This is a genomic window from Kitasatospora sp. NPDC088783, from assembly GCF_044750705.1.
Lineage (GTDB): Bacteria > Actinomycetota > Actinomycetes > Streptomycetales > Streptomycetaceae > Kitasatospora > Kitasatospora fiedleri.
This window is the reverse complement of the sequence record NZ_JBIVKJ010000002.1, coordinates 281034-292940: the sequence shown is the minus strand read 5'-3', so window position 1 is coordinate 292940 and position 11907 is coordinate 281034. Positions and strand designations below refer to the sequence as shown.

Sequence of the window (11907 nt, the reverse complement as noted above, 5' to 3'; positions counted from 1 at the left end):
GTGCTGTCGGTGGGCAGCGGAGCGTGCCGACGGGTCGTCACAGCGACCGGGCGGCCCCGGGTTCGGGGGCGCGCCGGTGTCCGGACCGTCGCCGTCGGCTCGCGGGCCCGCTCAGCAGCGGAACACCTGGAGGCGCGCGAGCGCGGCCGGTCTGGACCCTCCGGCGGTCGTCGGGGCGGGGTGCGCGGGGGCGGTGGTGGTGTCGGGGGCGGTCTCCTCCCCCGGCCGGGCCGGGGGACGGGCGGGCGGGCCGCCGTTCATCCGGTGCCGGCCGGCGGACCGGCCCGCCGGGGCCGGGGCCTCCTGGTGGGGCGCGCCCTCCAGGTGCTCCTCCGCGACGGTCGCGGTGGCCGCGCGGGGCGCCCGGGCCTGGGCCGGGGGCCCGGCGGTGAGGACGGTGAGCACGGCCGCGAGGACGGCGGCCAGCAGCACGGCGAGGCAGCCGCCCCGCGCCCTCCCCCGTCCGGTCATCCCCGCCTCCCCCGGCGTCCGCCCGGCCCGGTCGCCGCGCCGTTCCAGCTTACGTACGGAACGTCACCGCGTAAGGGGTTTCGGAGATTCAAAGGCGAGTAAAACCCGCTGGTAGAACGGAATATGACGATCCGTCGAACAGTTCGGACACGGACCCGGGCCCGCGCGGGCGCTCACCCTGCGTGGCACGCGGCGGCGCACACCGGCGCACGCGCGCCGACGCGCCCCGGCGGCACGCCCCGGCGGTGCGTGGCGGCCCGCCCGGGAGGCGGGCAGGCTGGACGGGTGCGGGGGCGGACGGGCGCGGAGCCGGGAGCGGAGGTGACGGGCGATGGGCCGTGACGAGCGGGACGCGGCCGGGGCCGTGGTGCTCGGCCTGCTGGAGGACTCCCACCGGGCCGGGCCGAGGGACCTGCCGGGGCTGTTGCAGGGCGCGGCCCGGCGGCTCGGCCTCACCTGCGCCTGGCTCTACCTGGCCGACGTGCAGGAGAAGTACCTGACCGCGCTGCCCGTCCCGCCGGAGGACCCGCGGGTCACCGGGCCGACCGGCCCCGGGCTGCTCGACGTCGACGGCTCGCTGGCCGGCCGCGCCTACCGGACCGGTGACGTCTGCACCGGCGGCGACCCCGGCCGGTGCGCGGTGGGCTGGCTCCCGGTCGTGGACGGCATCGGGCGCCTCGGCGTCCTCCAGGTGACCGCGCCCGTGCTGGACGGGGCCCGGCTCGCCGCCGGCCGGGCGCTGGCCACCGCGGCGGGCCTGCTGGTCGCCGTGCAGACGCCGTTCAGCGACCAGCTGGTGCGCACCGGCCGGCGCCGGCCGATGACCCTCCAGGCCGAACTCGTCCGGGCGTTCCTGCCGCCCCTGACGATCGGCAGCCGGCTGGTCACCTCCAGCGCCGTGCTGGAGCCCGCCTACGACATCGGCGGCGACGCCTTCGACCACAACCTGGCCGGGAACCGCCTGCACCTGACCCTGGTCGACGCGATGGGCCACGACCTCGCCTCCGGCGGGTGCAGCGCCGTCGCCGTCGCCGCCTGCCGCTCCACCCGCCGGGCCGGCGGCACTCTCACCGACATCGCCCGGGCGATCGACGACGCGCTCACCCGGTGGATTCCCGACCGGCTGCTGACCTGCGTGATCGCCGACCTCGACCTGGTCACCGGGGCGCTGTCCTGGATCAACTGCGGCCACCCGACGCCCCTGCTGATCCGCCGGGGCCGGATCGTCGCCCGGGCCCTGGAACGCCCTCCGCACCTGCCGCTCGGCCTCCCCGCCGGCCTGCCCCGCACCGCACCCGACGTCCACACCGCGCGCCTCGAACCGGGCGACCGCCTGCTGGTGCACTCCGACGGCGTGACGGAGGGCCGGGACGCGAGCGGAGCGCCGTTCGGCGAGGAGCTGCTGGTCGACGTGGTCTCCCGGGCGATGGCCGACGGCCTGCCCGCCCCCGAGGCGCTGCGCCGACTGGTGCGGCGGCTCACCGCGCACCAGGGCGACCGGCTGCGGGACGACGCCACCGTCCTACTCGTCGCCTGGCACCCCGGCGGCGCCTGAGCCGCCCGGGTGCCCCCGGTGTCAGAGCCCCTCCAGCCGTCGGCGCGCCGGTCCCAGCGAGCGGCTGCGGGCGGCGGGCCGCCACGGGTCCGGGGCCAGGAGGCGTTCGGCGAGGGTGGCGGCGGTCCAGCGGCGCGGGGTGAGGGCGGGGTCGTCCAGTTCGTCCCAGCCCAGCGGGGTGGCGACCGGCGCGCCGGGCAGGGCGCGGACCGCGTAGGGGGTGACGGCGGTCTGGCCGTAGCCGTTGCGCTGGACGTCGAGGTAGAGCCGTCCCCGGCGGGCCGCCTTGCGGGCCTCGGTGGTGAGCAGGTCGGGGTGCCGCCGGGCGAGCAGGTCGGCCGCGTCCCGGGCGAAGGCCCGGACCTCGTCGAACGGGGCGCGGCGGTCGAGCCGGACCAGGACGTGCAGGCCGCGCGAGCCGGTGGTCATCAGGTCGGCGGGGAGGGCGAGTTCGTCCAGCAGGCCGCGCAGCGCTCGGGCGGCGGCCCGGACCGGTTCGAAGTCCTCGCCCGACGGGTCGAGGTCGAAGACCAGCAGGTCGGGGTGGTCGGGCCGGTCGGCCCGGGAGAGCCAGCGGTGCGGGGTGACGCAGGCTTGGCCGACCAGGTAGAGCAGGGTGGCCAGGTCGTCGCAGACCGGGTAGTCGATGGTGCCGCCCGCCTTGGGCAGCTCGCTGCGGTGGATCCACTCCGGGAAGTGCCCGGGGGTGTCCTTCTGCACGATCCGGGGGCCGTCGATGCCGTCGGGGTAGCGCTCCAGCATCAGCGGCCGGCCGCGCAGCTGCGGCAGGATGCGGCGGGCGACGCGGCGGTAGTGCGCGGCCAGGTCGGCCTTGGTGAGGCCGTCGGCCGGGAACAGCTCCTTGTCGGCCCGCCTGAGCTGGATGATCCGCCCGCTCGCCCGGATCTCGGCGGTGGTCATGGCGCACCCCGTTCCCGGCCCGCCGGGGCGGGCCGTCCGTGCTCGCGCGGGCCCGGGCGCGGCGGTCAGCGACCGCCCCGGGCCGGCGCCGGTGCGCCCGCGTCTACCCCGCCGGGACGGGCCCGACACCCGCGGGGTCGGCGGCCCGGGTGTGGGGCGGGCCGGATCGGGCAGCCGCGCGGCGGAGGACGGACGGCCCCGGGCCGCGCGACAGCGGCGCCGGGACGGCGGAGGAAGGTGAGCACGATGGCCAGACCGCTCTGGAAGGGAACGCTGACGTTCGGGCTGGTGAGCCTGCCGGTGGCGCTCTACCCGGCGACCGAGTCGCACGCGGTGCGCTTCCACCAGTTGCAGCGCGGCACCACCGACCGGATCCGCCAGCGGCGGGTGAACGAGCGCACCGGCGAGGAGGTGCCGTTCGAGGACGTCGTCAAGGGCTACGAGATCGCCGAGGGGCAGTACGTCGTGGTGGAGCCCGCCGAGCTGGAGGAGATCTCCCCGGGCCGCTCGCGCACCATCGAGATCAGCGGTTTCGCCGACCTGGCGGAGATCGACCCGGTCTTCTTCGACAGGACGTACTACCTCGGCCCCGGCGACCCGGGGACCGCGAAGGTCTACCAGCTCCTGGTCGAGGCGCTCGGCCACTCCGGCCGGGCCGGGATCGCCGTGTTCTCGATGCGCGGCAAGGAGTACCTGACCGCGGTCGACTCCGTCGACGGGCTGCTCGAACTGCGCACCATGCACTGGGCCGACGAGCTGCGCGACCCGCACCAGGAGGTCGCCGACCTGCCCGCCCGGCGCCGGGACTTCCACCGCACCGAGCTGGCCACCGCCGAGCAGCTCATCGACATGCTCGCCGTCGACTGGGACCCGGAGGACTACCACGACAGCTACGAGGAACAGGTCAGGGCGCTGGTCGAGGCCAAGGCGGAGGGCCGGGAGATCGCCCTGTCCAAGGGCGCGCAGCCCGCGCCCACCGACCTCTCCGAGCTGATGGACGTCCTGCACCGCAGCCTGGACGAGGCCCGGTCGAAGGCGGGCGGCACCCCCCGGAAGGGCGCCGGGGGCCGCGCCCCGGCCCGCGGGGCCCGCGGGGGCGGCGGCCGGGCGAAGGCGGCGCGGCCGGTGCGGGCGGTGCGGACGGCGGAACCGGCGAGGGCCGGGAGACCGGCGAAGGCGGCGAAGGCGGCGGCACCGGAGAAGGACGGCGCGCCGGGGAAGGCCGCGGCGGTGGAGGACCTCGCCTCGCTCAGCAAGGCCGAGCTCTACCGGCGGGCCGCCGCGCTCGGGGTCCCGCACCGGTCCACCATGACGCGCGAGCAGCTCCAGTACGCGCTCAGGGCCGCCGCCCGTCCCCGCCGGAACCTGAAGCGGGCCTCCTGAGCGGTGGCGGAGCCGGGGCCTCCCCGCTGGGCCGTTCGGGGTGACCTGCCGGTATCCGGGCCCGCCGGGCGTTCATCCCGGTTCGTCCGGGTAGACGCCCGGCGGCGCGGGTCCGCACGGGCGGGCCCGCCGGAGCGAGAAGGAGCAGACCATGCAGGTCACGGCGGTCGATGCGGTACTGGCGGCGGAGTCGAGCGGCCCGTCCCTCCTGGTGGTGATCATTCCGGCGGTGATCATCGTGGGCCTGCTGATCGGCGCCTTCGTCTGGGGCAGCCGCCGACGCAACCGCCAGCGTCCCCCGGCGTCCCCCGGCCCGGCCGCCGGGCGGGCCGACTCCTGGAGCACCCCGCAGGACGGCGGCCCGGACCCGGAGCACCCCGAGCCCACCGCTCCCCCGCGCGGCACCGACGACCCGTACGGGCGCTGACCCCTGCGGGCCCGGCCGGGACCTCCCGGCCGGGGGCGACGATCCCGCCGGGGGCCCGTTGAGGTCCGGAATGTCGGGCATACGTGCGACGTGTTCGGAGGATTTCGGCGATCCGGGAGGAGATCAGCGGTGGTGGTGCTCTGTCTGGGGATGGTGGCGGGCTACGTGCTCGGCGGGCTGCTGACGGCCCGGGCGGTCTTCCGGCGGGAGCGGAACCGCTTCCTGCGGGCCGGCGGCACCCGGGCGGTGGCCGACGAGCGGCGGATCGGCACGTTCGAGCGGCAGGAGCGCCAGCAGGCCGAGGCGTTCGCGCTCTGCTCGGGCGCGCTGTGGCCGGTGGCGCTGCCGGTCCTGCTGCTGCACCGCCTGGTCGGCACGGTGGCGCTGGACCGCGGGCGCGCCGGGCACGCCGGTGACGTCCTGCGGCCGGACCCGCTGGAGGTGGCCGCCCGGATCGACGAGCTCGAACGCGAGCTGCTGCTGGGCCCGTACCCCGGGCCCGGCCCCGTCCCCGCCGGGGCGCAGGACCGGCCGGGCGACGTCCTTCCGTCCGGCACCCTCCCCCTGTCCGACGGCCTCCCCCTCTCCGGCCCGCGCGGGCACGCCGGGGCGGCGCGGGCCCGGTCCGCCCGATCGGTGTGAGAGATGGCTGAACGGACCCCGCCGCTGAACCTCGGCGAGCAGCTGCTGGAACAGTTCCTGACCGCCGGCCGCACCCTCGACCCGCGGGACGCGCCCCGTTTCGCCGAGCAGTACACCCGGGCGCTCGGCCTCGGCTCGGTCGCCGTGTACCTGGCCGACATCCAGCAGCACCGCCTGGTCCCCCTGGCCGGGGGCCCGGACCTGCCGATCGACGGCACGCTGGCGGGGTGGGCGTTCCGGACGGGTTCGCTGCGGGTGGCCGAGGACACCGGGTCGGGCCTGGTGGCCTGGTTCCCGCTCACCGACGGGGCCGAGCGGCTGGGCGTGCTGGGGCTGCGCACCACCTCCCTGGACCGGGAGGCGATCCGGCGCTGCCGGCTGCTGACCTCGGTGCTCGCCATGGTGATCACCTCCAAGCGCGACACCAGCGACAGTTACGCGCACGGCACCCGGGCGGACACCATGAGCCTGCCGTCCGAGATGCTCCGGGCCTTCCTGCCGCCGCGCACCGTCTGCACCGACCGGGCGGTGTCCACCGCGGTCCTCGAACCGGCCTACCGGCTGGGCGGGGACGCGTTCGAGCACTCGCTGGCCGACGGGGTGCTGCACGCCGCCGTGCTGGACGCGATGGGCCACGACCTCGCCTCCGGCCTGACCGCCGCGCTGGCGCTGGCCGCCTGCCGCAACGCGCGCCGCAATGGCGCCGACCTGCCCGACCTGGTCGACACCATCGACGTGGCCCTGCACGACTGGTTCCCGGACCGCTTCGCGACCGGCGTGTTCCTGCGCCTGGACATCGCCACCGGCACCCTGCACTGGGCCAACTGCGGGCACCCGCACCCCCTGCTGATCCGCTCCGGCGAGGTGGTCGCGGGGGCGCTGGAGGGCCCGGGCGAACTGCCCCTGGGGCTGGGCCACCACACCGGCGGGCCCCGGACGGTGCGGACCGTCTCGCTCCGGCCGGGCGACCGGCTGCTGATCTACACCGACGGGGTGGTGGACGCCAAGGGGGGCCACCACGAGTTCTTCGGCCTGGAGCGGTTCACCGACTTCGTGATCCGGGCCGCCGCCGCCGGGGAGACCGCCCCGGAGACCCTGCGCCGGCTGATGCACGCCATCCTGGAGCACCAGGACGAGGAGGGCCTCACCGACGACGCCACCATCATGATGATCGAGTGGCAGCCGCCCACCCCGCCGCTGCTGGACGACACCCGCCCCCGCGCCTCCGCCTGGTGACCCACCCCCCGCCGAGTCCGTCCCGACCCCCGGGCACGCCGAAGGGGACGGAGGCCGTCCGCCTCCGTCCCCTTCGCTGCGCGCCGGTACCGCGGTTCCGCTACCAGCGGTACCAGCGTCCGCGACCGCCGGTCGAGTTGGCACCGCGGACGATGAAGCCCACCAGCCAGAGCACGAACACGACGATCGCCACCCACCACAGCACCTTCACCGCGAAGCCCGCACCGAACAGCACCAGGGCGAGGAGCAGGACCAAGAGGAGCGGGACCATGTTGTGCCCTCTTTCGCATCGTTCCGTCTGGGTTCGCCCCTCGTCTGCCCGCTGTCCGGCCGCCCATGCCGCCCCGGGTCGGAAATCCGTTCGACCCGGGGCGGCACGGGCGGGCGGCCGCGCGTCCGTCAGGCGGCGGCGGGCGGCGGGAAGCGGTCCCAGACCCGGTGGTCGGCGAGCAGGTCCGCCAGCTCGCGCAGCACCTGGACCGGGTCGGTGCCCAGGACGACGCCGGGCCCGTCCGCGGGCAGGCCGGCCGCGGTGAGCGCGTCGCGGGCACCGCCCCAGCCGCCGATCGCCTTGGCGTGCCGCCAGGCTTCGCCGAGCAGCAGGGCCAGCCGCGGGTCGAGGGTGGCGTGCGGTCCGGCGGCGCGGGCGTCGCGGGCGGGGGCGGCGTCGTCGGCGGGGGCGGGGGCCCCGGCCAGCAGGACGGCGTCGAACTCGACCGAGCGGGCGGTGGCGAAGCTGCGCTGGACCTGCGCCGGGTCGCCTCCGGTGGGGGCGACCACCAGCGGCACCAGGTCGGCGGCGAGGGCGGCGCGGCGGACGGCGTCGAGTTCGGCGGGGTCGGTGTCCGGCCCGACGAGGATGCCGACGGTCCGTCCGGCGACCGGCCAGCTGCGGCCGAGCTGGGAGAGCGCCGGGCTGGGCGCGACGTCCGCGAGGTGCGCGGAGCGCTGCGGCGCGGGCAGGCCGAGGGCGGCGGCGACCTCGGCGCAGAGCCGTCCGTCGATGTTGGCGAGGACCTGGAGGGCGCGCTCGCGGACGGCGGGCTCGGTGCACTTGCCGAGCTCGAAGCCGTAGGCGGCGATGATGTGCTCCTGCTCGACCGGCGTCATGCTGGTCCAGAAGAGCCGGGCCTGGCTGAAGTGGTCGTCGAAGCTGGCGGGGGCCTGGCGGACCTTGGTGGCCGCCGGGACGGGCTGCGGGTGCTCGATGAAGGCGTGCTGCTCGGCGCCGGCGAAGAACGGGCAGCCGCCGTCCAGCGAGTTGGGCTTGTAGGGGGCGACGCCGGTGTGCACGGCGTCCTGGTGGAAGCCGTCGCGCAGCATGTCGTTGACCGGGGCGTGGGTGCGGTTGATCGGGATCTGCGCGAAGTTGGGGCCGCCGAGCCGGGTGATCTGGGTGTCCAGGTAGGAGAAGAGCCGGCCGGACAGCAGCGGGTCGTCGGTGATGTCGATGCCGGGCACCAGGTGGCCGGGGTGGAAGGCGACCTGCTCGGTCTCGGCGAAGTAGTTGGTCGGGTTGGCGTTGAGCGTCATCAGGCCCAGCGGCTGCACCGGGACGAGCTCCTCGGGGACGATCTTCGTCGGGTCGAGCAGGTCGATGCCCTGGAAGGTCTGCTCGGGGCTGTCCGGCATGACCTGGACGCCGAGCTCCCACTGCGGGAACGCGCCGGCCTCGATGGCGTCGGCCAGGTCGCGCCGGTGGAAGTCGGGGTCGGTGCCGCAGATCAGCTGGGCCTCGTCCCAGGTGAGCGAGTGGACGCCGAGCTTGGGCTTCCAGTGCCACTTGACCAGGCTGGTGGAGCCGTCGGCGGCCACCAGGCGGAAGGTGTGGATGCCGAAGCCCTCCATCATCCGGTAGGAGCGCGGGATGCCCCGGTCGGACATGTTCCACAGGGTGTGGTGGGTGGCCTCGGTGTGCAGCGAGACGAAGTCCCAGAAGGTGTCGTGGGCGGACTGCGCCTGCGGGATCTCCCGGTCGGGGTGCGGCTTGCCGGCGTGGATGACGTCCGGGAACTTGATCGCGTCCTGGATGAAGAACACCGGGATGTTGTTGCCGACCAGGTCGAAGACGCCCTCGTCGGTGTAGAACTTGGTCGCGAAGCCGCGGGTGTCGCGCACCGTGTCGGCGGAGCCGCGCGAGCCGAGCACGGTGGAGAACCGGACGAAGACGGGGGTGCGGGCCCCGGCGGCGAGGAAGCCGGCCTTGCTGAGCCCGGCGCCCGCGCCGTAGCTCTCGAACACGCCGTGCGCGGCGGCGCCGCGGGCGTGCACCACCCGCTCGGGGATTCGCTCGTGGTCGAAGTGGGTGATCTTCTCCCGCAGGTGGTGGTCCTGGAGCAGGACCGGGCCGCGCGGGCCGGCCTTCAGCGAGTGGTCGGAGTCCGGCAACCGGGTGCCCTGCGCGGTGGTCAGGTACGCGCCGTCCTGGGCCCGCACGTCCGCCCCCTCGACCGGCCGGCCGGTGGCCGACAGCGGCGCGGGCGCGCCCTGGTCGGGCTTGGGCGGCAGCGGCTCGCGCGGCTCGGTGGGCTCGGCCACCGTCGGCTCGCCCGCGCTCGGCGCGCCGGGCAGGTCGGGGCGGGTGTCATCGGCAGTCATGGGTGTCCTTCCGGAACGTGGACGTGGACGGAGCGTGGACGTGGACGTGGACGGTTCGTGGACACGCGCCCGGGCCCGGGCCGGTGGGGCTCTGCCCCGGCCCGGGCCGCGCGGGCGTCATCGGCCCGACTAACCGGTCGGGGCCGAACGAAACGGATGAACGTCCCCAAACATCTCTTATCCCGCCGTTTCCGCTCCCGCACCTCGGGCAGGCGCGGCGCAGTCGGCTATCGAGGGAGAGGTGACGGCCGTGCAGCGGGTGGATTTCGCGGGCAAGGCGGCATTGGTGACCGGCGGGTCGCGCGGGTTGGGCCTGCTGATCGCGGAGGAGTTGGCCCGGCGCGGCTGCCGGGTCGCGGTGTGCGCCCGGGACAGCACCGAACTGGCCTTCGCGGAGCGGAGGCTGGGGCGGCTGACGGACCGGCGGGCGGCGCTGGAGTGCGACCTGACCCAGCCGGGTGCGGGCCGGGCGGTGGCCGCGGAGGCGGCCGAACGGCTGGGGCGGCCCCTGGACCTGCTGGTGAACAACGCGGGGGTGATCCAGGTCGGCCCGCTGGCGGCGCTGGAGCAGGACGACTTCCGCCGCTCGTGGGACACCATGGTGGCCGCGCCGGTGGAGCTGGTGCTGGCCGTGCTGCCCGGGATGCGCGAGCGCGGCGGCGGCTCGGTGGTGAACATCGCCTCGATCGGCGGGCCGGTCCCGGCCCCGCACCTGCTGCCGTACGTGACGGCGAAGGCCGGGCTGGCGGCGTTCTCCCGCGGCCTGCGGGTGGAGCTGGCGGGCAGCGGGGTGCGGGTGACCACGGTGGTGCCGGGCCTGATGCGGACGGGCTCGCACCGGGCGGCCCGGTTCTCCGGGCAGGCGCCGCGGGAGTACGCGTGGTTCGGCGCGGCGGCCAGCATGCCGCTGCTGTCGACGGACGCGGGCCGGGCGGCGCGCCGGATCGTGCGGGCCGCCGAGGCGGGCCGGGCGGAGCTGGTGCTGACCCCGGCCGCGAAGCTCGCCGTCCGCCTCCAGGGGGTGGCCCCGGCGACCTTCGGGGCGCTGCTGGGCGCGGCGGGCCGGCTGCTGCCGGGCCCCGGGCGGGTCGCGGAGCACGACCTGTCGGGCCAGGCGGCGGCCGGGCGCACCGGGCGCCTGGTGCCGGTCCTCACCGCGCTCGGCGACCGGGCCGGGCGCAACGCCAACGAGCCGGGCAGCTGAGGGCATCGGCCGTCGGACGGAACTCGGGCGGTGTCCCGAACCGGACCCGGGCAGGACCCGGACGGGACTCCCGCAGGACTCGAACGGAAATCAGCGCGAACAGGCGGAAACCGAACGGAAGGAGCACGCGATGCGTGCGGTGACGTGGCAGGGCCGGCGGGACGTCCAGGTGAAGGAGGTGCCCGACGCGCGGATCGAGGACCCCTCGGACGTGCTGGTGGAGGTGAGTTCGACCGGCCTGTGCGGCTCCGACCTGCACCTGTACGAGGTGCTCGGGCCGTTCCTCGACCCGGGCGACATCCTCGGGCACGAGGCGATGGGCACCGTCCGGGAGGTGGGCGGCGCGGTGAGCACGCTGAGCCCGGGCGACCGGGTGGTGGTGCCGTTCAACGTCAGCTGCGGCACCTGCCGGATGTGCGCGAACGGGCTGCACTCGCAGTGCGAGACCACCCAGGTGCGCGAGTACGGCAGCGGCGCGGCGCTGTTCGGCTACACCAAGCTGTACGGCCAGGTGCCGGGCGGCCAGGCCGAGTTGCTGCGCGTCCCGTTCGGCGACACGCTGCCGGTGAAGGTGCCGCACGGGCCGCCGGACGACCGGTTCGTCTTCCTGTCGGACGTGCTGCCGACCGCCTGGCAGGCCGTCGAGTACGCGGCCGTCCCCGAGGGCGGCACGCTGCTGGTGCTCGGCCTCGGCCCGATCGGCGAGATGTGCGCGCGGATCGCGCTGCTGCGTCCGGGCATCCGGCAGGTGATCGGCATCGACCTGGTGCCGGAGCGGCTGCAGCGGACCAGGGAGCGCGGCGCGGTCGTGCTGGACCTGAACGACCGGCCGCAGCTGCTGCCGCAGGCGGTGCGCGACCTGACCGACGGGCTCGGCCCGGACAGCGTGATCGACGCGGTCGGCATGGAGGCGCACGGCTCCCCGGTCGCCACCGTGGCGCAGCGGGTCACCGGCCTGCTGCCGGACGCGCTGGCCCGGCCGCTGATGCAGAAGGCGGGCCTGGACCGGTTGCAGGCCCTGCACCTGGCGGTGGAGCTGGTGCGGCGCGGCGGCACGGTCTCGGTGGCGGGCGTCTACGGCGGCGCGGCCGACCCGATGCCGCTGCTGACCATGTTCGACAAGCAGCTCCAGCTCCGGATGGGCCAGGCCAACGTGCGGCGCTGGACGGACGACCTGCTGCCGCTGCTGACCGACGACGACCCGCTGGGCGTGGACTCCTTCGCCACCCACCACCTCCCGCTGAGCGAGGCGGCGGACGCGTACGCGATGTTCCAGCAGAAGCGGGACGGCGCGATCAAGGTGCTGTTCCGCCCCTGACCGCGCCGTCCCGCCGTCGCGCCCCCCCGGGGGGGCCCCCCGGGGCCCCCGCGCCCGGGGCCGCGGCGCGCCCCCCCGGCCGCCCCACCGGCGAGGCCCCCGCCAGGCACCCCGGCGGGCGGTCCCCCCCCCCCCCGCTCAACCCCCGCCCG

The 11907-nt window shown here is 76.2% G+C and carries 11 protein-coding genes; 7 read left to right on the top strand and 4 right to left on the bottom strand.

The features are described 5' to 3' along the window. Positions 1-111: 111 nt before the first annotated feature. Complete coding sequence (locus ACIP60_RS05725; RefSeq protein WP_400680411.1) at positions 112-471, bottom strand: hypothetical protein; 360 nt, start codon at positions 469-471, stop codon at positions 112-114. A 331-nt stretch (positions 472-802) separates the two neighbouring features. Here ACIP60_RS05725 and ACIP60_RS05720 point away from each other — a divergent pair, with 331 nt between their 5' ends. Beyond that, positions 803-2026 (top strand): PP2C family protein-serine/threonine phosphatase, encoded by a 1224-nt coding sequence (locus ACIP60_RS05720; protein ID WP_400680408.1) that lies wholly within the window; start codon positions 803-805, stop codon positions 2024-2026. Between the two features lie 21 nt (positions 2027-2047). Here ACIP60_RS05720 and ligD read toward each other — a convergent pair whose 3' ends face one another. Then, entirely contained in the window at positions 2048-2947 is a 900-nt protein-coding gene (gene ligD, locus ACIP60_RS05715; protein ID WP_400680407.1) for a non-homologous end-joining DNA ligase, read from the bottom strand. A gap of 246 nt (positions 2948-3193) precedes the next feature. Between ligD and ACIP60_RS05710 the strand changes: the two genes are divergently transcribed. From ACIP60_RS05710 to ACIP60_RS05695, 4 genes are all read left to right on the top strand, one after another. Continuing rightward, positions 3194-4330 carry a Ku protein gene (locus ACIP60_RS05710; protein WP_400680404.1) on the top strand — a complete coding sequence of 379 codons (1137 nt, stop codon included), beginning with the start codon at positions 3194-3196 and terminating at the stop codon, positions 4328-4330. Positions 4331-4481: 151 nt separating this feature from the next. Further along, positions 4482-4757 (top strand): DUF6479 family protein, encoded by a 276-nt coding sequence (locus tag ACIP60_RS05705; protein WP_400680402.1) that lies wholly within the window; start codon positions 4482-4484, stop codon positions 4755-4757. Between the two features lie 129 nt (positions 4758-4886). Beyond that, positions 4887-5399 (top strand): hypothetical protein, encoded by a 513-nt coding sequence (locus tag ACIP60_RS05700; protein WP_400680399.1) that lies wholly within the window; start codon positions 4887-4889, stop codon positions 5397-5399. Positions 5400-5402: 3 nt separating this feature from the next. Beyond that, positions 5403-6635, top strand: coding sequence for a PP2C family protein-serine/threonine phosphatase (locus ACIP60_RS05695; RefSeq protein ID WP_400680396.1), 1233 nt, complete (start codon positions 5403-5405; stop codon positions 6633-6635). 100 nt (positions 6636-6735) lie between these two features. Here ACIP60_RS05695 and ACIP60_RS05690 read toward each other — a convergent pair whose 3' ends face one another. Both ACIP60_RS05690 and ACIP60_RS05685 read right to left on the bottom strand, forming a co-directional pair. Continuing rightward, positions 6736-6906, bottom strand: a complete 171-nt coding sequence (locus ACIP60_RS05690) for a hydrophobic protein (RefSeq protein WP_400680394.1) — start codon at positions 6904-6906, stop codon at positions 6736-6738. A 128-nt stretch (positions 6907-7034) separates the two neighbouring features. Then, complete coding sequence (locus tag ACIP60_RS05685; RefSeq protein ID WP_400680390.1) at positions 7035-9233, bottom strand: catalase; 2199 nt, start codon at positions 9231-9233, stop codon at positions 7035-7037. A gap of 250 nt (positions 9234-9483) precedes the next feature. Between ACIP60_RS05685 and ACIP60_RS05680 the strand changes: the two genes are divergently transcribed. Together ACIP60_RS05680 and ACIP60_RS05675 are read left to right on the top strand one after the other, a co-directional pair. Beyond that, complete coding sequence (locus ACIP60_RS05680; RefSeq protein ID WP_400680388.1) at positions 9484-10437, top strand: SDR family NAD(P)-dependent oxidoreductase; 954 nt, start codon at positions 9484-9486, stop codon at positions 10435-10437. Positions 10438-10567: 130 nt separating this feature from the next. Continuing rightward, complete coding sequence (locus tag ACIP60_RS05675) at positions 10568-11755, top strand: alcohol dehydrogenase catalytic domain-containing protein (RefSeq protein ID WP_400680386.1); 1188 nt, start codon at positions 10568-10570, stop codon at positions 11753-11755. Positions 11756-11907 lie beyond the last annotated feature (152 nt).

Excerpts from the sequence above, each read along its gene's own strand:
- ACIP60_RS05725 (WP_400680411.1), bottom strand. The coding sequence starts at position 471 with ATGACCGGACGGGGGAGGGCGCGGGGCGGCTGCCTCGCCGTGCTGCTG.
- ACIP60_RS05720 (WP_400680408.1), top strand. The coding sequence starts at position 803 with ATGGGCCGTGACGAGCGGGACGCGGCCGGGGCCGTGGTGCTCGGCCTG.
- ACIP60_RS05695 (WP_400680396.1), top strand. The coding sequence starts at position 5,403 with ATGGCTGAACGGACCCCGCCGCTGAACCTCGGCGAGCAGCTGCTGGAA.
- ACIP60_RS05710 (WP_400680404.1), top strand. The coding sequence starts at position 3,194 with ATGGCCAGACCGCTCTGGAAGGGAACGCTGACGTTCGGGCTGGTGAGC.
- ACIP60_RS05675 (WP_400680386.1), top strand. The coding sequence starts at position 10,568 with ATGCGTGCGGTGACGTGGCAGGGCCGGCGGGACGTCCAGGTGAAGGAG.
- ACIP60_RS05690 (WP_400680394.1), bottom strand. The coding sequence starts at position 6,906 with ATGGTCCCGCTCCTCTTGGTCCTGCTCCTCGCCCTGGTGCTGTTCGGT.
- ACIP60_RS05705 (WP_400680402.1), top strand. The coding sequence starts at position 4,482 with ATGCAGGTCACGGCGGTCGATGCGGTACTGGCGGCGGAGTCGAGCGGC.
- ACIP60_RS05685 (WP_400680390.1), bottom strand. The coding sequence starts at position 9,233 with ATGACTGCCGATGACACCCGCCCCGACCTGCCCGGCGCGCCGAGCGCG.
- ligD (WP_400680407.1), bottom strand. The coding sequence starts at position 2,947 with ATGACCACCGCCGAGATCCGGGCGAGCGGGCGGATCATCCAGCTCAGG.